Annotated in this window: 19 protein-coding genes; 12 read left to right on the forward strand and 7 right to left on the reverse strand. The window is 47.9% G+C overall.

Annotated features, from left to right (window positions below):
- Positions 1 to 485: 485 nt before the first annotated feature.
- The 3 genes from mnmE to rsmG are packed head-to-tail and all read left to right on the forward strand — an operon-like array spanning position 486 to position 4,506.
- Positions 486 to 1,862, forward strand: a complete 1,377-nt coding sequence (gene mnmE / locus BW944_RS11215; RefSeq protein WP_076559714.1) for a tRNA uridine-5-carboxymethylaminomethyl(34) synthesis GTPase MnmE — start codon at positions 486 to 488, stop codon at positions 1,860 to 1,862.
- 23 nt (positions 1,863 to 1,885) lie between these two features.
- Positions 1,886 to 3,772, forward strand: a complete 1,887-nt coding sequence (gene mnmG, locus BW944_RS11220; RefSeq protein WP_076559715.1) for a tRNA uridine-5-carboxymethylaminomethyl(34) synthesis enzyme MnmG — start codon at positions 1,886 to 1,888, stop codon at positions 3,770 to 3,772.
- Between the two features lie 17 nt (positions 3,773 to 3,789).
- Positions 3,790 to 4,506, forward strand: a complete 717-nt coding sequence (gene rsmG / locus BW944_RS11225; protein ID WP_076559718.1) for a 16S rRNA (guanine(527)-N(7))-methyltransferase RsmG — start codon at positions 3,790 to 3,792, stop codon at positions 4,504 to 4,506.
- 59 nt (positions 4,507 to 4,565) lie between these two features.
- On the opposite strand, the gene BW944_RS11230 is transcribed toward rsmG, so the two are convergent.
- The 3 genes from BW944_RS11230 to BW944_RS11240 form a co-directional block, all read right to left on the reverse strand.
- Positions 4,566 to 5,699 carry a zinc-dependent alcohol dehydrogenase gene (locus tag BW944_RS11230; protein WP_076559719.1) on the reverse strand — a complete coding sequence of 378 codons (1,134 nt, stop codon included), beginning with the start codon at positions 5,697 to 5,699 and terminating at the stop codon, positions 4,566 to 4,568.
- A gap of 96 nt (positions 5,700 to 5,795) precedes the next feature.
- Positions 5,796 to 6,617 (reverse strand): endonuclease VIII, encoded by an 822-nt coding sequence (nei, locus tag BW944_RS11235; RefSeq protein WP_076559721.1) that lies wholly within the window; start codon positions 6,615 to 6,617, stop codon positions 5,796 to 5,798.
- 255 nt (positions 6,618 to 6,872) lie between these two features.
- Positions 6,873 to 7,742 carry an SDR family oxidoreductase gene (locus BW944_RS11240; RefSeq protein WP_076559724.1) on the reverse strand — a complete coding sequence of 290 codons (870 nt, stop codon included), beginning with the start codon at positions 7,740 to 7,742 and terminating at the stop codon, positions 6,873 to 6,875.
- Between the two features lie 161 nt (positions 7,743 to 7,903).
- Between BW944_RS11240 and BW944_RS11245 the strand changes: the two genes are divergently transcribed.
- Complete coding sequence (locus BW944_RS11245) at positions 7,904 to 8,428, forward strand: GNAT family N-acetyltransferase (RefSeq protein ID WP_076559727.1); 525 nt, start codon at positions 7,904 to 7,906, stop codon at positions 8,426 to 8,428.
- Between the two features lie 60 nt (positions 8,429 to 8,488).
- Here the strand turns inward: BW944_RS11245 and BW944_RS11250 are convergent, their stop codons facing one another.
- Both BW944_RS11250 and aroD read right to left on the reverse strand, forming a co-directional pair.
- Entirely contained in the window at positions 8,489 to 8,998 is a 510-nt protein-coding gene (locus BW944_RS11250) for a shikimate kinase (RefSeq protein WP_076559729.1), read from the reverse strand.
- Between the two features lie 16 nt (positions 8,999 to 9,014).
- Positions 9,015 to 9,749, reverse strand: a complete 735-nt coding sequence (gene aroD / locus BW944_RS11255) for a type I 3-dehydroquinate dehydratase (RefSeq protein WP_159438250.1) — start codon at positions 9,747 to 9,749, stop codon at positions 9,015 to 9,017.
- Between the two features lie 189 nt (positions 9,750 to 9,938).
- Between aroD and ddlA the strand changes: the two genes are divergently transcribed.
- Entirely contained in the window at positions 9,939 to 11,039 is a 1,101-nt protein-coding gene (gene ddlA / locus BW944_RS11260) for a D-alanine--D-alanine ligase (RefSeq protein WP_076559734.1), read from the forward strand.
- A gap of 370 nt (positions 11,040 to 11,409) precedes the next feature.
- Here the strand turns inward: ddlA and BW944_RS11270 are convergent, their stop codons facing one another.
- The gene (locus BW944_RS11270; protein WP_076559739.1) at positions 11,410 to 12,459 is read right to left on the reverse strand and encodes a dipeptidase; all 1,050 of its coding nucleotides are present in this window, start codon (positions 12,457 to 12,459) and stop codon (positions 11,410 to 11,412) included.
- A 191-nt stretch (positions 12,460 to 12,650) separates the two neighbouring features.
- Here BW944_RS11270 and noc point away from each other — a divergent pair, with 191 nt between their 5' ends.
- From noc to BW944_RS11290, 4 genes are all read left to right on the forward strand, one after another.
- Entirely contained in the window at positions 12,651 to 13,526 is an 876-nt protein-coding gene (gene noc / locus BW944_RS11275; RefSeq protein WP_076559741.1) for a nucleoid occlusion protein, read from the forward strand.
- Between the two features lie 95 nt (positions 13,527 to 13,621).
- Positions 13,622 to 14,395 (forward strand): ParA family protein, encoded by a 774-nt coding sequence (locus BW944_RS11280; protein WP_076559743.1) that lies wholly within the window; start codon positions 13,622 to 13,624, stop codon positions 14,393 to 14,395.
- Positions 14,376 to 15,212, forward strand: a complete 837-nt coding sequence (locus BW944_RS11285) for a ParB/RepB/Spo0J family partition protein (protein WP_076559745.1) — start codon at positions 14,376 to 14,378, stop codon at positions 15,210 to 15,212. The genes BW944_RS11280 and BW944_RS11285 overlap by 20 nt, the downstream gene beginning before the upstream one ends.
- A gap of 90 nt (positions 15,213 to 15,302) precedes the next feature.
- Positions 15,303 to 16,010: a DUF554 domain-containing protein gene (locus BW944_RS11290; RefSeq protein ID WP_076559747.1), complete on the forward strand. Its 708-nt coding sequence runs from the start codon at positions 15,303 to 15,305 to the stop codon at positions 16,008 to 16,010.
- On the opposite strand, the gene yyaC is transcribed toward BW944_RS11290, so the two are convergent.
- Positions 16,011 to 16,631 carry a spore protease YyaC gene (gene yyaC / locus BW944_RS11295; RefSeq protein ID WP_076559749.1) on the reverse strand — a complete coding sequence of 207 codons (621 nt, stop codon included), beginning with the start codon at positions 16,629 to 16,631 and terminating at the stop codon, positions 16,011 to 16,013.
- A 383-nt stretch (positions 16,632 to 17,014) separates the two neighbouring features.
- Between yyaC and BW944_RS11300 the strand changes: the two genes are divergently transcribed.
- The 3 genes from BW944_RS11300 to ychF all read left to right on the forward strand — a co-directional run bounded on the left by BW944_RS11300 (position 17,015) and on the right by ychF (position 19,297).
- Positions 17,015 to 17,869, forward strand: coding sequence for a mechanosensitive ion channel family protein (locus BW944_RS11300; protein ID WP_076559876.1), 855 nt, complete (start codon positions 17,015 to 17,017; stop codon positions 17,867 to 17,869).
- Positions 17,844 to 18,038, forward strand: a complete 195-nt coding sequence (locus tag BW944_RS11305; protein ID WP_076559752.1) for a DUF951 domain-containing protein — start codon at positions 17,844 to 17,846, stop codon at positions 18,036 to 18,038. The genes BW944_RS11300 and BW944_RS11305 overlap by 26 nt, the downstream gene beginning before the upstream one ends.
- A 161-nt stretch (positions 18,039 to 18,199) precedes the next feature.
- Positions 18,200 to 19,297 (forward strand): redox-regulated ATPase YchF, encoded by a 1,098-nt coding sequence (gene ychF, locus BW944_RS11310; protein ID WP_076559753.1) that lies wholly within the window; start codon positions 18,200 to 18,202, stop codon positions 19,295 to 19,297.
- The last annotated feature ends 14 nt before the right edge of the window (positions 19,298 to 19,311 follow it).

Genomic DNA, 19,311 nt, shown 5'->3' on the forward strand with positions numbered 1-19,311 from the left:
GAGACGCCTGCGGGAGAAGCATGAACTTAAAAATCACCGGAATCGAACGTAGGGAGATTCCGGAAGTTTGCGTCATGCCCGCGGCAAGCTTCTACCCGTAGAGATCAACATCAACAACGAACGATGACAGAGCCATGAAAAAAGAGGGAGATAAGCTTGATAAAAATACGATTTGTGCGACGTTCAAGCTGTTAAGTCATGTACGATTGTCCCGCAAAGAAAAAAAGCAACCCGTTCGGAGCCTGACGTAAGTTGTGAACGTCTCGATTCAGGAAGAAACATGATATTCACGAGTACAATCAGCACGTGAGTGTCGTGCAAATCCGAGAGGGGGAGAACTACATGGAAAATAGATGAAAGACTCCTGCTCCGCAAGCTTAAGTGAAACTTGATATTTATCCCCAATCCATGCTAATCTTAACTGTTAGTGATTTAAGATACTTTATCCACATGTGGATAATTTGAATAGAAGGAGGTGCGCGTGTATGGATACCGATACGATTGCGGCTATTTCGACCCCGACAGGTGAGGGAGCCATTGCTATTGTACGTCTCAGCGGCGACCAGGCGTTATCGAAAGCGAATGGATTATTCCGGGGGAAAGACCTGAACGCTGTCGATTCTCATACGATGCACTATGGAAAATTGATGGACCCGGAAACGGGGGAAATAGCGGAAGAAGTGATGGCTTCGGTCATGCGTGCACCGAAAACCTTCACCCGTGAAGATATTGTCGAAATCAACTGTCACGGAGGGCTCGTTTCTGTGAACCGCGTCCTCGAAATCGTGCTTGGAGAAGGTGTAAGACTTGCGGAACCCGGAGAATTCACCAAGCGTGCCTTTTTGAACGGCCGTATCGATCTGTCTCAGGCAGAAGCGGTGATGGATCTGATCCGGGCGAAAACGGACAGAGCCATGAACGTCGCACTTAAACAGATGGACGGCCGGCTTTCGAGTCTGATTCAGGAATTGCGCCAAAAGCTCCTTGAGACTCTTGCCCACGTGGAAGTGAATATCGACTACCCTGAATATGATGATGTGGAAGAGATGACGAATGAAGTGATGGAGGAGAAAACAGCAGAGGTCCGGGACGAAATCGCAAAGCTCCTCCAGACTGCGAAACAGGGCAAAATACTGAGGGAAGGACTCGGAACGGCGATTATCGGACGCCCGAACGTCGGGAAGTCTTCCCTTATGAATACGCTCGTCCATGAAAACAAAGCGATTGTCACCGAAGTACCGGGGACGACCCGTGACGTCATTGAAGAGTACGTGAATGTAAGAGGTGTTCCTCTTCGTCTTATCGATACAGCAGGAATCCGGGAAACGGAAGATATCGTAGAACGGATCGGTGTAGAGCGCTCGAGACAGGTGCTGACAGAAGCGGATCTCATTCTTCTTGTGTTAAACTATGGAGATGAGCTGACCGAAGAGGATGAAAAGCTTTTTGAAGCGGCTCGGGACATGAATATGATTATACTGTTGAACAAAACCGATCTGGAGCAGAAAATAGATATAGAACGTGTCAAAGAAGTTGCAGGAGACAATCCGGTCATCTCCACCTCCCTCATTCATGAGGAGGGAATAGATCAGCTCGAAGATGCGATTTCTTCTACATTCTTCGAAGGCGAACTGGACAGCGGCGATATGACTTATGTATCGAATGTAAGGCATGTGCAGCTTTTGAAGCAGGCGAAACAGGCGCTTGAAGATGCCCGTGAAGGAATGGAAATGGGTGTACCGATCGATGTCGTCCAGATTGATGTGACGAGAACGTGGGAGCTGCTGGGTGAGATCACCGGTGATACCGTAGGAGAAAGTCTTATTGATGAGTTATTCTCGCAGTTTTGCTTAGGGAAATAAATTAGAAAAAGGGGAGATCCCAGGTGACTTATGATGCAGGTCATTACGACGTTATTGTTATAGGTGCCGGCCATGCAGGTGTTGAAGCAGCTGCTGCTTCGGCGAGGCGTGGTGCGAAGACACTGATGCTCAGTCTGAATCTGGATATGATCGCTTTTATGCCGTGTAACCCTTCCATCGGTGGACCGGCGAAAGGTATTGTAGTACGCGAAGTGGACGCTCTTGGCGGTCTGATGGGGCGTGTCATTGATAAGACCCATATCCAGATGCGTCTGTTGAATACAAGAAAGGGTCCTGCGGTACGTGCGTTACGTGCTCAGGCCGATAAACCTCTGTATCTGAAAGAGATGAAACATCTCCTTGAAAGCCAGGAGAATCTGACACTTCGTCAGGGCATGGTCGAAAAAATCCTTGTAGAGGATGACCAGGTGAAAGGGGTCGTGACAGAAACGAAAGCGGCTTACTACGCGCCGAGTGTCATCGTGACTACGGGTACGTTTATGCGCGGACGCGTGATTATCGGTGATCTGAGCTATGAAAGCGGACCTAACAATCAGCGTCCGAGTGTCTCTTTATCGGAGCACCTGGAAGAGCTCGGTATCGATATGGTCCGTTTCAAAACGGGTACACCGATGCGTGTGAACAGTAATACGATCGATTATTCGAAAACGGAAGAACAACCGGGAGAGATGGAACCACGTTCGTTTTCCTATGAGACGACGGAGTTCATCACCGATCAGATTCCGTGCTGGCTGACGTATACGAACGAAACGACTCATAAATATATCAGTGACAATCTTGAACTATCACCGATGTATTCCGGTATGATCAAAGGGAGCGGCCCTCGATATTGCCCATCCATCGAGGATAAAGTCGTACGTTTCAACGATAAACCGCGTCATCAGATTTTCCTTGAGCCGGAAGGTCGGGATACGGAGGAAGTATATGTCCAGGGTCTTTCGACTTCGCTGCCGGAATACGTCCAGAAACAGATGATGGAGACGGTACCGGGGCTTGAAAACGCGGAAATCATGCGCGCCGGCTATGCGATTGAATATGATTCCGTCGTGCCGACCCAGCTCTGGCCTACCTTAGAGACGAAGCAGCTCAGCGGTCTTTTCACAGCAGGTCAGATCAATGGTACTTCAGGATATGAAGAAGCGGCCGGACAGGGACTTATGGCCGGTATCAACGCCGCTGCCAAAACGCTTGATCTAGAACCGCTTATCCTCGACCGTTCCGAAGGATATATCGGCGTAATGATCGATGATCTGGTGACGAAGGGGACGAAAGAGCCGTATCGACTGCTTACGTCCCGCGCCGAGTTCCGCCTCATGTTGCGCCACGACAACGCCGATCTTCGCCTGACGGAGAAAGGGTACGAGCTTGGTCTCATTTCCAAAGAGCGCTATGACCGCTTCGTGGAGAAACGTCGTAAAATCGAAGAAGAAAAGACCCGTCTTGATAACAAAATCATCAAGGCTACGGAAGATGTCCAGGAAGTCATCGAAGAATCGGGCAGTGCCCGGCTGAAAGACGCGGTACGGGCGAGCGACCTCCTGCGTCGACCGGAAATCGGCTATAGTTATATATATCGTCTGACGCCGTCTGACGTTGCATTGACAGCTGATGAAAAAGAGCAGGTTGAGATTCAGATCAAATATTCCGGCTATATCAAGAAATCGCTGGAGCAAATTGAAAAAATGCAAAACATGGAATCTAAAAAAATTCCGGAAAATATCGATTACGACGCCATTCAGGGGCTGGCCTCGGAAGCAGCAGAGCGCCTGAAAGCCGTTCAGCCTTTGTCTGTAGGACAGGCTTCCCGAGTTTCCGGAGTGAACCCGGCAGATATTTCGATTCTTCTTGTGTATATCGAGCAGGGTAATGTTGCCCGTGTCTCCGGGTAAAGGAAGGGCGTAAGCATATGGATATCGCGATTTTTCAAAGCAAATTGAAAGAACAGGGAATCGAGCTTTCCGATGAACAGCTCGATCAGTTCGAAAAATATTGGGAAATTCTCGTCGAATGGAATGAGAAGATGAATTTGACGGCGATCACAGAGAAAGAAGAAGTGTACGAGAAACATTTCTACGATTCTCTGACGGCCGCTTTCTATCATGACTTCAGCGAGCCGCTTCGTATCTGTGATGTTGGAGCTGGGGCAGGGTTCCCCAGCCTCCCCTTGAAAATCGTCTTCCCTCATTTGAAAGTGACGATTGTGGATTCGCTGAAGAAAAGAATCTCCTTTTTGAACCATCTCGCCAGCGAACTGGGGATGACGGACGTCGCATTTTATCATGACCGTGCCGAGAATTTCGGGAAGAACGGCAAGTTCCGGGAAAAGTACGACCTTGTCCTCGGGCGAGCGGTAGCACGGATGTCGGTGTTGAGTGAACTTTGTCTCCCGCTCGTGAAAAAAGGGGGAACCCTGATGGCGATGAAAGGCCCGAATGTCCAGGAAGAGATGACGACAGCGGAGTCCGCAATTTCCATTCTCGGCGGGGAAACGAAAGATATTCATACGTTCACCCTGCCGGAAGATTCAGCAGAGCGCAATATCGTATTGATTGAGAAAAGGCGTAAGACGCCGAGTAAGTATCCGAGAAAAGCAGGCACTCCGAATAAATCTCCCCTTTCCTGATGGAGAGAGGAAAACAAAAAGCGGTACCCTTATTCATAAGGGCGCCGCTTTTTTTACGTTTACGGTTTCAGAATGACTTTGATGTTGCCATCTTCTTTTTTATCGAAAATGTCATACCCTTTTGCCGCATCCTCTATAGGAAGGCTGTGGGTGATGATATCAGTAGGGTCGAATTCTTTCCGCTCCACCATATCATACAGTTTCGGCATCATGTGAATGACAGGCGCCTGTCCCATGGTGAGGGAGACATTTCGGCTGAAGAAATCGCCGAGAGGGAAAGCATTGGCGTCCGTACCGTAAACTCCGGTGAGCTGGACGACCCCGAATTTCCGTACAGCTTTGGAAGCGGTAAGGATCGGATGGATCGTACCGAACTGATTATCATGATCGGAACCGAATGATTCGCCTTTCGGCACCGTACCGTCCATGCCGACACAGTCGATCACCACGTCTGCTCCGCCTTTGGTGTCTTCATGGAGAAGTGAGCCGATATCCGGGTTGTTCGAGAAATTGTACGTTTCCACGCTATTCGTCTTCTTCGCGTGCTGGAGCCGGTGGTCGACCTGATCGACGGCAATGACGCGTTCCGCTCCTTTAAGACGAGCGAATTTTTGTGCCATCAGGCCGATAGGTCCGCTTCCGAGAATGATGACGGTATCGCCTTTTTTCACACCGCTGTTCTCCACACTCCAATAGGCGGTCGGAATAACATCAGAAAGGAAAAGTACACTTTCATCATCTAGTTCGCTGTTCTCAGGGACTTTGAAGGACGTAAAATCAGCGTAAGGAACGCGCAGATATTCTGCCTGTCCGCCCGGGAAGTTACCGAACATCTCCGTGAAGCCGAAAAGGCCACCCGGTTCGCCGTGAGGGTTGGAGTCATCGCATTGACTTTCCATCTGATTTTTACAGAAAAAGCATTCGCCACAACCGATGTTAAACGGGATGACGACCCTATCCCCTTTTTTCAAGTTCTTGACTTCCGGCCCGACTTCTTCCACGATCCCCATCGGTTCATGCCCGACGACGTAGTCCTTCTCGGGCTTCATTCCTCCTTTGTACAGATGGAGGTCGGATCCGCATATGCCACTCGCTGTTATTTTCACTATCATATCATCCGGTTGTTCGATCGAAGGAGCTGTCACGTCTTTAACCTGCATGGTCTCTTTGCCTTGGAATGTAACTGCTTTCATAGTGATTGGTCACTTCCTTTCAAGGTTTTGATATACAGTTTCCACAAACTGGTATACATAAACGTTACATTGAGAAAATGTGTCTTTGTTGATGAATCAAATGGCCTGACAATGAGGGCAATAATAAAGCCGACGATTGCCAGCGTCTATTTTTTCGATTTTCGTTGTGCACACATGACAGGGCTGGAACGAGCGACGGAACACCCAGTGACGGTACTGATTTCTTTTCTTTCCTTGTGCTTTCATCCGCTCAGCTATTTCGAGGTCTACTGTTATCCCTTTTTTATAGTAGGATTGTTTCATCAGTCCAATCGTTGCCCGCGCCGCTTTATTGATCTGTTCTTCCGTCGAGTCCCGGGGTCTGAGAGAAGGATGGATACCTGCGACGAAGAGGATTTCACTTCTGAGATAATTCCCGAGTCCGGCTACACAGGATTGATCAAGGAGGAGAGACGTCCATTTTCTTCTAAAAAATCGTTCACTTGCAAATCGCTCTGCCAATTCTTCTTCCGTTACTGTTTCTGATAATATATCGGGACCGATTTTACGGATGAAGGGGTGATCCGGTACTTCTTCATCTCTCAGCACCTCGATGTCCGATGCGCTGTACAAGAGGGCGGATTTATTTTCATTGTGTATAGCCAGGCGGAGTTGGCGTTTGGTATCCGGATAATTATATGCATTTCTCACCATCCATTTGCCGTAAAGCTGGTTATGGGAGTAGATCGTATATCCATTATCAAATCTTGTGAGCATCGCTTTTCCTTTCGTGTCCACCCCGGTGACACTAGCCCCTGTAAGAATATCTTCATAGCCCTGCAGGGAATCGAACGCGAAGGAAATATCAATGACTTTTCTTTCTTTCAAAGCTTTCTCCACAGCATCGGCTGCCTTTCGAATTTCTGGTCCTTCCGGCATCGCGTTCTCCTTTCTGAACAATCACCCGGCAGCTATAATATAAGCGGCCCCTCTTTTTCGGAATAAATCATCCGAAGCTCGAGCGGGCCGCTTATATCAGAACTTCAAACCGGGTGGTCCCACTTTTCTTTGTCCAGGTCCACCATCCAGAAGCTCATGTCACAAGTAGAAATCTCATTTTCGGAAAAACCGCCGAAAAGCGAGCTTCCTGCTTGTGCCAAAAGCTTCTAAGCGGGATGGTTCCACTTTTCTTTGTTAACTGGACATGTAGAGGCCGCCGTTGATGTGAATGAACTGGCCGGTGATATAAGTCGAATCGTCGGAGGCGAGCAGTACATAGCTGCCCACGTGCTCCACCGGTTGTCCCGGTCGTCCCATCGGTGTATTAGTACCGAACTGTTCCACTTTTTCTTCCCCGAACGTGGAAGGGATGAGTGGCGTCCAGATCGGTCCCGGAGCGACTCCGTTCACCCGGATGCCTTTGTCTGCCAGCTGCTGGGCCATAGAACGGGTGAAAGCGACGACTGCGCCTTTAGAAGACGTATAGTCGACGAGCTCAGGATTGCCGGTGTAAGGGTTGATCGAGGCTGTATTGATAATGGAACTTCCCTCTTTCATATGAGGAATGGCAGCCTTGGTCAGGTAAAACATGGAAAAGACATTCGTACGGAACGTCTGCTCCAGCTGCTCGGATGAAATATTCAAAAGATCATCGGTCGGGTGCTGTTCCCCGGCATTATTGACGAGAATATCCAGTTTTCCGAACTCGCTCATCGTTTTATCGACGAGATCCTGGCAAAGCCTCTCATCACCGACATCTCCCGGGAGGAGCAGCGCTTTTTGGCCTTCCGCTTTTACAAGTCTCTCCGTTTCCTTGGCATCTTCCTCTTCTTCAAGATAGGAAATGGCGACGTCCGCTCCTTCTTTTGCATAACCGATAGCGACGGAACGGCCGATTCCGCTGTCTCCTCCGGTGATAAGGGCGACTTTTCCTTCGAGTTTATTACCACTCTGGTAATCCTGATCAGCATGAAGAGGTTTCGGATCCATCTGTCCTTCGACTCCGGGCTGATGGGACTGTTGTTGTTTAGGCTGTCCCTGGGTCTGACGGTCATTACGGTTCATATGTGCATCCTCCTAAATAGTATGAGTCTTCATTTCATGACTTCCTTCAAAACGATTCTTTGATACGTATTCCACCTGTAAAAAAAAATCAAACTACCCTTCCAAAATACTTCCAATTGTTTTATGATGGATAGTAATTTTAATGAACAGGGGGAAGAGATATGCATTTGGAGACGAAAAGATTGTTGCTGCGTCCTTATAACATGGAGGATGCGACAGATGTATCAGCTCTTGCTGATGACGAGGAAATAGCAAGAAGGACGTTTGTGCCTCATCCGTATACGGTAGAAGATGCAGAATCTTGGATTTCGACTCACGCAGAATTTCTGGAAGAAGGGTCGGCCTATCCGCTGGCGATGATAGAAAAGGAAAGTGGGAGACTGACGGGAACGATGACGCTCCGTGTGAATACGAAACATAGAAATGGAGAGCTCGCGTATTGGGTAGGGCAGCCGTTCTGGGGGAGAGGATACGCCTCTGAAGCGGCGCAATGCGTTACAGATTTCGGATTCGATTCACTTGAATTGGAGCGTATTTGGGGAAGGGCGCTCTCTGATAATGAAGCGTCTCAGAAAGTGATGACGAAAACAGGGCTTCTGTATGAAGGGGTGCTGCGCCATGAAGTTTTTCATGACGGAGAATTCAAGGATACATATATGTACGGAATGATACGTGCTGATCGCTGAAAACAGAAGACATTCATAAACAAAATCCCGGATGGAGAAAAACTCAGTCCGGGTTTTTGTTTATTTCAGATTTAATTGGTGAATAATCGTCTCTGTAACTTCTTCCTCTGTATAGTCATCCGTAAGAATACGCTCGTGATGAGCTGCGTATACCGACTTTCTTTCTTCGAACAGATCTTTGATTTCTTCTTCGGTTTTATTACGTAGCACAGGCCGGTCTTCCATCAGTTCATCGAGACGTTCTCTCCAGGTTTCCCAGGAAATATCGAGGAACAATACGAGGCATTCCTCCATACAAATATTTTTGATTTCCTGCTGGAGAAAGGCTCCTCCTCCAAGTGAAAGGATCACTCCGGGTTGTTTCGCGTAATAGGTGATGAATTTTTTCTCTTCTTCCCGGAACATGCTTTCTCCGTATGTAGCGAACATGTCGCGAATTTTCATATTATGGTGACGTTCGATTTCTTTGTCGACGTCGATGAATTTCCGGTTCAGCTTTTCACTCAGGAAAGACCCGACCGTTGTTTTTCCGACGCCCATGAATCCGATAAGCGCAATACTTTTCTCCATAGTCTGTGCACCTCACTTACTGATACTTACGCAGATGAGTAATCGTTTTCTCGAGATCTTCGATAGGGATCTGACCCGGTGCGGAAGGGTAGCCGCCGACAGCATATGTGATAAGGGAACCGAAATACCAGCCGAACATCCGGGTGACTGTACCTAGGCCGCCCATCGCTATCGTAATGACCGGAATACCGAGGGTCCGTTCCGCTTCTTCCGTAACACTGAGAAGACGCAGGACATCCTGTTTCGATTCCGGGGTTACGGATAGCTTCGCGTAATCGGCTCCTTTGTCTTTCGCTTCCTGGAGAATAGCCTTCATTTCTTCGGAAGGAGGAGTGGAGTCGAAATCATGGTAAGACAGAATAAGTCCTTTGTTATTCGTTGTTGCAGCTTCTCTGACAAGACGGAGATGTTCTTCCGGTTGTCTGATTTCAAAGTCGATAAGAGCGACGTGGGAATTCGCTGCCACCCGCTCGATCAGCTCGGTTTTGTGGGCATCATCAATATCGAGAGGTTCCCCGCCTTCGCTTTGATCACGGATGGTGAAAAGCAGAGGGATATCCTTTTTTACGTCTCCGATCGTTTCAAGCAGAGCAAGGACCTGGGTGGTATCCGCAAGATTACGGTAGTAATCGGCTCTCCATTCCAGCAGATCCGGTTCTTTTGGTACAATGGCCCGCAACTCTTCTTTCACTTCTTCGATCGACTGACCAATGATAGGGGTGCAAATATTTACGTCATTATTTTTGAGCATCGTGGATCCTCCTTTTGAGAATATGTGTATCATTGTACTCGAAACAGAAATGGAAGGACAAGAAAAAAAGACGAAAAATTACGAATCTTATCAGCGGATGGAAAGAATTACCGAGAATTTTTTGGTCACATAGCGGGAAGAACGTGTATAATTGGAAAAGAATGAACGAACAGATGGAGTGATTAATACATGAGTGAAAAACAGAGAGTAGGAATCGTCTTCGGCGGCAAATCCGCCGAACATGAAGTATCCTTGCAGTCAGCGAAAAATGTTGTCGATGCGATTGATAAAGAAAAATATGAGGTGACCCTGATCGGAATCGACAAGCAGGGGAACTGGCATATAAATGATGTGAGCAATTATCTGGAAAATGAAAATGACCCATCTCACATCCGTCTGCACCATTCGGAAGAAACGGTGGCGCTTGTTCCGGGACGCGAAGAGAAACAGTTTCTGCAGGTATCACAGTCAGAAGCCCTGGAGCAGCTGGACGTGATTTTTCCGATCTTACACGGGACACTCGGAGAGGACGGGAGTATCCAGGGGATGATGAGAATCGCGAATATCCCGTACGTCGGTCCGGATATCCTCGGGTCAGCCGTTTGCATGGATAAAGACGTGGCAAAACGTCTTTTGCGCGAATCAGGGATTGAAGTGGCGAAGTCGCTCACACTCAGAGAACGGAATAAGGGCGACGTCACTTTCGCAAAGGCCGCCCGTACACTGGGTACGCCGTTTTTCATCAAACCTGCAAGTCAGGGGTCTTCTGTCGGTGTCAGTAAAGTGAAGACGGAAGAGGAATTCGATCAGGCGCTTTCGGAAGCTTTTCTTTATGATAAGAAAGTACTTATTGAAGAAAATGTGGACGGTCGTGAGCTTGAATGCGCGGTTCTCGGGAATGAATACCCGAAAGCTTCCCAGGTCGGTGAAATCCTTCCGGCCGGAGACTTCTACTCCTACGAATCGAAGTATATCGATGAAAGTGGAGCCGGGCTGCAGCTACCGGCGGAACTGAAAGAGGAGGAAGAGGAACGGATACGCACCTCTGCGGTTCGTGCTTTCGAAGTCCTGGAATGTGAAGGAATGGCCCGGATCGATTTCTTTCTGACGAAGAAAGGAAAGCTTGTGATTAATGAGGTGAATACTATTCCTGGGTTCACTAAAATCAGTATGTATCCAAAACTTTGGGATATCAGCGGGATCCCTTATCCGAAACTGATCGATGAACTTATCCAGCTCGGCATTCAAAGGCACGAGCGTGATCGTCAGCTGAAGAATACGGTGGAATAATAAAAGATTTCTGGAAAAGATTAAATAGAGCCTGGGACAAAAACTGCTTTTACGTATAAAAATCCGAACAACATTGTTCGGATTTTTATATACCTTCGTTTATGGAATGATTCATAAGAAAAACACGGAGACTCCTATGGGAACAGCACGAGCTGAAGATACAATGGATCAAGCGAATAGATTGATCCATTCAGCTGAAGCCGTGCCCATGGAAAGCGACGTGTTTTTCTTTGAATACTCGTTTTTAGCATTTCTACCATACATTCTGTCCCAGACTCACTGTATCGTAAAGGATTCTCTCGTGTTGTTCTTCAAAATGTTCGGTTATTGATATCCTGATATCCGTTTCTCCCGGACTCTTTTTAGAATTTCAGTCTTTCCACGTGTTTTCCAACACCCGTACCCAGTTTTTCCAGGCGATTTTTTCGAGCTCTTCTTCGGAGAATCCGTCCTGTTCGAGCGCTTCCATCACTTTTTTCGTTCCACTCACATCATGAAGCACATCAGGGATTTTAGCCCCGTCAAAATCCGAACCGAAAGCTACGTGTTCGACACCCACAAAGTCAGTGATATAACGGAAGTGGGCGATGATTTCTTCCATCGAGACGTCTGTTTCCCTTTTCCCATCCGCCCTCAGCATACTCACGGCGAAATTGATGCCGATCACACCACCGGTATCAGCGATTTTCTGGATCTGCTCATCCGTCAGGTTTCTCGACATCGGACAAATGGCATGGACGTTGGAATGAGTGGCTACGATTGGTGCATTAGTGGCATGCGCGACGTTCCAGAATCCTTTTTCGTTCAGGTGGGTCGTATCAATCATGATCCCGAGACTGTTACAGTGCTGGACCAGCTCGAACCCTTTGTCTGTAAGGCCGCCTCCGGTGTCGGGGGTGGAAGGGTAACAAAAGGGCACCCCTTCCCCGAAGTCGTTCGTTCGGCTCCAGACTGGACCGATGGAGCGGAGCCCCGCTTCGTAGAGCACGTAAAGAGCGTCGAATGATAAATCAATCGTTTCAGCGCCTTCGATATGAAAAATTCCCGCCATTTTTCGTTGATCCAAGGAATCCTTCAATTCTTTCACATTGCGGATAACCCTGAATTTATCCGGATTTTCCGTTTCTATACGGAACAGTTGAGCTGCAAGTTTATGAGTGAACACCAAAGCTTCTGCCTGAGTGATGCGATCGGGGAGTGGAAATTTATATCCGTTTTCATTGATGAATTCCCCTTTGTTCGAATCTTTCTCAGGACTTGGGGTATAGGCTGCAAAAAAACCTCCCGCAAATCCGGCTGCTTTCGCCCGGTCGTAATCGATATGGGTATGTTCTAATGAATCATAAAAGGACGTGACTCCGTCCTGTAAATGCAATAATGTATCATTATGGCCGTCAAAAACCGGTATATCTTTTTTCATGATGATCTCCCCCTCCTATATTCTCTTCCCGTCAAAGAATACATTTAACTCATACTTTTCCTTTTAAAATTATGATAAAATAGATGAAGACTCTAAAACATACGCTATTTCATCATACGTCAAAAAGTATGAGGATAAAACGTTTCACGTGAAACAATGTATGTTGGATCGCAAAAAGGTGGTGTCTGATTTTGTTACATCCATTCAGCCGCTTGTTCGGTTTAGGCGATAAACCCGAATCGGAGGACCAGGAAACAGAAGAAACTTATAATCCTGATGAGGTCGTCCACGTTCCGGTTTCTCGTATATACGCGAACCGGTATCAGCCTCGAACGATTTTCAGTGCGGAAAAAATAGGAGAACTGGCCCAGACGATACATACGCATGGGATGATCCAGCCGATCGTTGTACGTCAGTCAGAAGACGGTAACTATGAACTGATCGCCGGTGAACGAAGGTGGCGGGCCGCCCAGTCACTGGAGTGGGAAGTGATCCCGGCGATAGTCAGAAATATGACCGATACACAGACAGCTTCTGTGGCTCTGATCGAGAACCTGCAGAGGGAAGAATTGTCTGTCATCGAAGAGGCAACAGCCTATCAGAAATTGATCGAGATGCATGAGTTGACCCAGGAGGCCCTGGCTCAGCGTCTTGGTAAAAGCCAGTCGACCATTGCCAATAAATTGCGTCTGCTTAAACTGCCGGAATCCGTCCGGCAGGCAGTTCTTGATAAAAAAATCACAGAACGTCATGCCCGGGCTCTGATCATACTGAAAGAGCCGGAAGCGATTGAGTCACTGCTTCAGGAAATTCTTGATGAAGAGTTGAACGTCAAGCAGACGGAAGAGCGGATCGCTCAGATGAAAGAACCGAAAGACACGAAAGAACCAGCCGCGAAGAAGAAGAAACCGAAAATGAAGGGTGTCAGCAAAGACATGAGGATTGCGATGAACACGATCCGTCAGTCTCTGGATATGGTGAAAGACACCGGTTTCGATGTAGAAACGGACGAAGAAGATCACGAGGATTATTACCAGGTGACGATTAAAATCCCTAAGAAAAAGTGATAGCTCTCCGGCTTCCAAGCCCATCTTTCCAAACAGTGAAGATGGGTTTTCGTGAATGGGAGAGGATTCTTTAGAAAACGGCAGGTGGTGAAGAAATGGGAAAGGTCATTTCTATGGCGAATCAAAAAGGCGGCGTCGGCAAAACGACGACTTCGGTGAATCTTAGTGCTGCTCTCGCGCATACGGGATATAAAGTGCTGCTTGTCGATATCGATCCCCAGGGAAACGCCACGAGTGGTGTCGGGGTGGAAAAAGGCGATGTGGATCAATGTATTTATGATGTGCTGATCGAAGATGTGGAGATGCAGGACGTTTGCAGAACGACCAGCACCGAGGGGCTGGATGTCATTCCTGCAACGATTCAGTTGGCCGGGGCAGAAATCGAGCTTGTGCCGACGATCTCCCGGGAAGTCCGTTTAAAAAATGCGCTTGATGAAATTAAGAATAACTATGATTATGTGATTATCGACTGTCCGCCGTCTCTCGGGTTACTTACGATCAATTCCCTGACGGCTTCCGACGCGGTGATGATCCCTGTACAGTGTGAATATTATGCGCTTGAAGGGCTGAGTCAACTTCTGAATACAGTGAGACTCGTACAGAAACATTTGAATAAACAGCTGGTTATTGAAGGGGTATTGCTCACGATGCTCGACGCCCGGACTAATCTAGGGCTACAGGTGACCGAAGAAGTGAAAAAATATTTTCAGGACCGGGTGTATAAATCGATCGTACCGCGTAATGTCCGTCTCGGAGAAGCTCCGAGCCATGGGCAACCGATCGTGACGTATGATCCCCGTTCCCGTGGAGCGGAAGTTTATGTAGAACTCGCAAAGGAAGTGGTGGCCAATGGCGAAAGGGTTAGGTAAAGGGCTGAATGCTTTCTTTTCGGAGGAGAAAGCGACGGAAGAAGAGAACATACAGGAAATAGCGGTGGAACAGTGCCGCCCCAATCCCTATCAGCCGAGAAAAGAGTTTCCGGCAGAGGCGATCGATGAACTGAAAACTTCCATCGAGGAATACGGGATACTGCAACCACTCATCGTAAGAAAAAGTATCAAAGGGTATGAAATTGTTGTGGGAGAACGGCGCTTCCGAGCGGCGAAGAAAGCAGGGCTTGAAACAGTGCCTGCCGTCGTCAGGGAAATGACCGATCAGCAGATGATGGAGCTCGCTCTTTTAGAAAATCTGCAGCGGGAGGACCTGACTCCTCTCGAAGAAGGAGCGGCGTATCGCAACCTCATCAAAGAGCTTGGTATCACGCAGCAGGCACTCGCTGAACGTTTAGGGAAAAGCAGGTCCCACATCGCTAATCTGGTCCGTCTCCTTTCTCTCCCTGCCGAAATTACGCAGAAGGTGAATGACGGAGTGTTATCGATGGGGCATGCCCGGGCTCTTTTAAGCTTGGAAGATGAGAGCAAGCTGCTGCCGGCAGCCACCCGTATCGAAAACGAAGCACTCAACGTCAGACAGACGGAACAGCTGGTGAACCGATTGAATCATCCGGTTAAAGAAGATAAAACGAAAGAGAGCAAAGATATCTTCCTCGAGGAACGGGAAGATGTACTGAAGCAAAGGCTTGGAACGGGAGTAAGGATCAAAAAAGGGAAGAAAAAAGGAAAAATCGAAATCGAATTCACGAATGACGACGATTTAGAAAGGCTTCTTCACTGGTTTGATAAATAAGGAACAGCTGTTGTCGTGCTCTCTTCCGGTAATGCGGGAGAGGGTACGGCATTACTTTTACCGTTCTACATAGAAAAAGGGGAGTACGTTATGGCATTGTTAGGTACGTTAGTCAACGGGGCATGTATTATAGCAGGAACGCTGCTCGGGCTTTTCTTCACAAAAATCCCGGAACGGTTCAAGGAAACAGTGATGAGTGGGGTAGGTCTTGCGGTTATGCTGATCGGATTACAGATGGGCCTTGAAGTGAACAGTATTGTCATTGTTCTGCTGAGTCTCTTATCCGGAGCGCTGATTGGGGAGGCCCTTCATCTCGAGGAGCGGCTCGAGGCTTTCGGAAAATGGATCGAACGCAAGTTTGCGAAGCCGGGAGCGAATTCGGGAATCTCGGAAGGATTCATCACCGCCTCTCTCATATTCGTCATCGGGGCTCTATCGGTTATCGGCGCTCTGGACGGAGGACTCAGAAACGATCATGAAGTTCTGATCACCAAAGGTATCATTGACGGGTTTGTGGCTATCGTCCTTACATCCACCCTAGGTGTCGGTGTGATTTTCTCCGTGATTCCGGTCGTGGTTTATCAAGGGAGCATTGCTCTTTTGGCCACACAAATCAACAGCTGGGTGCCGGAAGATATGTTGGACCTGTTTATCACTGATATGACGGCGACGGGAGGGCTGATGATCGTGGCCATCGGGCTGAACATTCTGAACATCACAAAAATACGTGTCGCGAATCTGTTGCCGGCGCTTTTGATGGTCGGTGTTTTCCTTTATTTTCAACAGCAATTTTTTTGATCAGTCCCTGACGTGTTTCTTCCCACGATTCAAGAGTGAGTTATAGGGGGTGGTGCGTATCCGTTCACTTTTCAGTTTTGCGTCTAACGTGAGCAGAGCGGAAGCTGTGGCGGAAGCGAGAGAAAGGACGGTATGCAGCCTTGTATTCTGGAGTACAGCGAACTCCATGAACCCCTGCACGTTCACGATGCCGTTGATATGCGCCTCTCCGAATTTCGGAAGTTCTTTCTTCAAAGCGGCACCGGGGGAAAGAGGCCCCTTGGCAACGTTCAGAGAGCCGATATGGGAGACCCGGCCCAGGCAGGCATCCACGGCAATGACGAACGGGTGCTCGAATGTGTCGTGTATTTCACTTAGTCGTTCTTCCAGATTTCCGGCATGGAGAGGTTCTTCGATTGTTCCGAGCACATGGAAAGAATGGAGCTCCTGTTCTTCAAGCATCGAGCCGACGAATGGCCCAAACGAGTCACCGGTGGAGCGATCGGTGCCGACACAGGCGATTACCAGCTCGCGATGTTCAGGAATCCACTGGTATAACGCTTCTGAGAAATCATGATAGAATGACGAGTCCCGTATATTGAAATTTTCTTCTTCGACCGGAAAAACTTCGGGAATATTCATGGATCCTCCTCCTTTGATTAAAGCAGGTGCAGGTATAATGGCACACCCAGGGCCAATGGTTCAGGATACTAGGAAAATGAAAGAGAGGGGCGAACTTATTTGCGAAGCTCTCCTTTAGCAGTCGCTGAAGTATGATACTTCCGTTCCTTTGGTCGAGGTCTTCTTCCTTATTGAACATCTACGTGTGTTGTATGGTATATTGAAGCTGCACGTGCACAATTATTTATGTCTATACCCGATTTTCTTATGGTTTAAATAGATTTTTCAGCGTCTTTAGAAGGAGTGTTGTCAGATTGTTACTGAGTGGGAACGGGAACGAAGAGGTTGTGGAGGAAACATGGGGGTTATGGGAAGAGACATGGAATGTATGGAAGGAAGCCTTAATGGGACCGGATCTTTGGATAAGGATCGGGCAAACGGCCCTGCAGATCCTTTTCATAGTCATTTTGGCATTTGTAGTCGTCAAAATAGGAAATAAACTCATCGATCAGTTTTATTCAAGAAGAACGAAAGGCCCATTCCGTATTACCGCACGGCGGGAAACGACCCTGACGAAACTGACGAAGAACACCCTTACGTATGTCGTGTATTTCATGGCGTTCGTCATGATTCTCGAAACATTCTCCATAAATATAGGTGCTCTTCTCGCCGGGGCAGGGATTGCCGGGCTTGCTATCGGTTTCGGTGCACAGAACCTGGTGCGGGATATCATCAGCGGCTTTTTCATTATTTTCGAAGACCAGTTCTCTGTCGGTGATTATATCGGAACGGCCGGAGTAGAAGGGTTTGTGACCGAAATAGGACTCCGGACAAGCAAGGTGAAAAGTTGGGGAGGGGAAATCCATATCATCCCTAACGGAAACATCACCCAGGTGACGAACTACTCCGTCGATAACAGTGCCGCGATCGTTGACGTAAGTGTAGCCTATGAGAGTGATATCGAAGAAGCGGAGCGGGTCATCCTCGAGCTGCTCGGAGAACTTCATGAACGCTATGATACAATCGTGGCTGAGCCGGAACTATTAGGTATAGTGGACCTTGGCGCTTCTGAGGTATCCATGCGTATTTTCGCCGAAACACTCCCGATGGAACATTGGGGTATTGGAAGAATTATAAGGAAAGAAGTGAAATTGCGTCTTGATAAGGAAGGAATCGAAATTCCATTCCCGCGTATCGTCATGTACTCCCGGGAAGAAGCAGGAGGTGTGGAAAATGGAGAAGGACTACAATCTAAATGATGTGGTGGAAATGAAAAAGGCCCATCCATGTGGGGAAAATCGCTGGAAGATTATCAGGATGGGAGCCGATATCCGCGTCAAATGTGAAGGGTGTGGCCATAGCGTGATGATTCCGAGGCGCGAATTCAATAAAAAAATGAAGAAAATTTTAGTGAAAGCGGAAAATTAATTGTTTCAGGTGAACGAAACGTGATTTTCCGTTCACCTGAAACGAACATTTCAACCGGTGGAACAGGAAGAGTTTTTCCTTTTCTATCGGTTGTTATTTTGAAGTGTACTATCTATAATTGGTATGACATATGCGCAAAGTCTCTAAGGAGGAAAACCTAAATGGCACTAACAGCAGGAATCGTAGGTTTGCCGAACGTCGGAAAATCTACGTTATTTAACGCAATTACACAGGCGGGAGCCGTGTCCGCGAACTACCCATTCGCAACCATCGACCCGAACGTGGGGATCGTTGAAGTTCCGGACTATCGGCTGCAGAAATTGACAGAACAGGTGAAGCCGAAAAAAACGACCCCGACCGCTTTTGAATTCACGGATATCGCAGGAATCGTGGAAGGAGCGAGTAAAGGGGAAGGCCTCGGCAACCAGTTCCTTTCCCATATCCGACAAGTAGATGCAATCTGCCACGTCGTTCGTGCGTTTGATGACGATGAAGTCACACACGTATCCGGGCAGGTTGATCCGATTTCAGATATCGAAACGATCAATCTGGAGTTGATATTGGCGGATCTGGAAACGATCACGAAACGACTCGATCGTGTGGAGAAGATGGCGAGACAAAAAGACAAAGATGCACTCGCTGAAAAAGATGTCCTCACCCGTTTGAAGGAAGCGCTCGAAGCCGAACAGGCAGCACGTACCGTAGAGCTCTCCAAAGAAGAGGAGAAGTACAGAAAAGGTCTGCACCTGCTAACTGCGAAACCGATCCTTTACGTAGCGAACGTCGGAGAAGATGAAATCGGAGAACCTGATAACGACAATGTGAAACGGATCCGTGAGTTCGCAGAAAAAGAAGGTGCGGAAGTGATCGTCATCTGCGCTAAAATCGAGTCTGAGGTCGCTGAGCTTGAAGGGGAAGAAAGAGCCGAATTCCTCGAGGATCTTGGTATCGAAGAGGCTGGACTTGATCAGCTCATCAAAGCGACGTACAATCTTCTCGGTCTGGCTACGTACTTCACAGCCGGAGAAGAGGAAGTACGCGCCTGGACGTTCCGCAAAGGTATGACTGCTCCACAGGCTGCAGGTATCATTCATACCGATTTCGAAAAAGGGTTCATCAAAGCGGAAACCGTGTCATACGAAGATCTCATAGAAGGCGGTTCTATGGCAAAAGCCAAAGAGAACGGCAAAGTTCGTTTAGAAGGCAAAGAGTATATCGTCAAAGATGGAGACGTCATTCATTTCCGATTCAATGTGTGATAAGATGGTTGTGA

Origin of the sequence: Salimicrobium flavidum, assembly GCF_900156645.1 — a bacterium.
GTDB classification, from domain to species: Bacteria; Bacillota; Bacilli; order Bacillales; family Halobacillaceae; genus Salimicrobium; species Salimicrobium flavidum.

Excerpts from the sequence above, each read along its gene's own strand:
- mnmE (WP_076559714.1), top strand. The coding sequence starts at position 486 with ATGGATACCGATACGATTGCGGCTATTTCGACCCCGACAGGTGAGGGA.
- rsmG (WP_076559718.1), top strand. The coding sequence starts at position 3,790 with ATGGATATCGCGATTTTTCAAAGCAAATTGAAAGAACAGGGAATCGAG.
- BW944_RS11230 (WP_076559719.1), bottom strand. The coding sequence starts at position 5,699 with ATGAAAGCAGTTACATTCCAAGGCAAAGAGACCATGCAGGTTAAAGAC.
- nei (WP_076559721.1), bottom strand. The coding sequence starts at position 6,617 with ATGCCGGAAGGACCAGAAATTCGAAAGGCAGCCGATGCTGTGGAGAAA.
- BW944_RS11240 (WP_076559724.1), bottom strand. The coding sequence starts at position 7,742 with ATGAACCGTAATGACCGTCAGACCCAGGGACAGCCTAAACAACAACAG.
- BW944_RS11245 (WP_076559727.1), top strand. The coding sequence starts at position 7,904 with ATGCATTTGGAGACGAAAAGATTGTTGCTGCGTCCTTATAACATGGAG.
- BW944_RS11250 (WP_076559729.1), bottom strand. The coding sequence starts at position 8,998 with ATGGAGAAAAGTATTGCGCTTATCGGATTCATGGGCGTCGGAAAAACA.
- aroD (WP_159438250.1), bottom strand. The coding sequence starts at position 9,749 with ATGCTCAAAAATAATGACGTAAATATTTGCACCCCTATCATTGGTCAG.
- ddlA (WP_076559734.1), top strand. The coding sequence starts at position 9,939 with ATGAGTGAAAAACAGAGAGTAGGAATCGTCTTCGGCGGCAAATCCGCC.
- BW944_RS11270 (WP_076559739.1), bottom strand. The coding sequence starts at position 12,459 with ATGAAAAAAGATATACCGGTTTTTGACGGCCATAATGATACATTATTG.
- BW944_RS11280 (WP_076559743.1), top strand. The coding sequence starts at position 13,622 with ATGGGAAAGGTCATTTCTATGGCGAATCAAAAAGGCGGCGTCGGCAAA.
- BW944_RS11285 (WP_076559745.1), top strand. The coding sequence starts at position 14,376 with ATGGCGAAAGGGTTAGGTAAAGGGCTGAATGCTTTCTTTTCGGAGGAG.
- BW944_RS11290 (WP_076559747.1), top strand. The coding sequence starts at position 15,303 with ATGGCATTGTTAGGTACGTTAGTCAACGGGGCATGTATTATAGCAGGA.
- yyaC (WP_076559749.1), bottom strand. The coding sequence starts at position 16,631 with ATGAATATTCCCGAAGTTTTTCCGGTCGAAGAAGAAAATTTCAATATA.
- BW944_RS11300 (WP_076559876.1), top strand. The coding sequence starts at position 17,015 with ATGGGACCGGATCTTTGGATAAGGATCGGGCAAACGGCCCTGCAGATC.
- BW944_RS11305 (WP_076559752.1), top strand. The coding sequence starts at position 17,844 with ATGGAGAAGGACTACAATCTAAATGATGTGGTGGAAATGAAAAAGGCC.
- ychF (WP_076559753.1), top strand. The coding sequence starts at position 18,200 with ATGGCACTAACAGCAGGAATCGTAGGTTTGCCGAACGTCGGAAAATCT.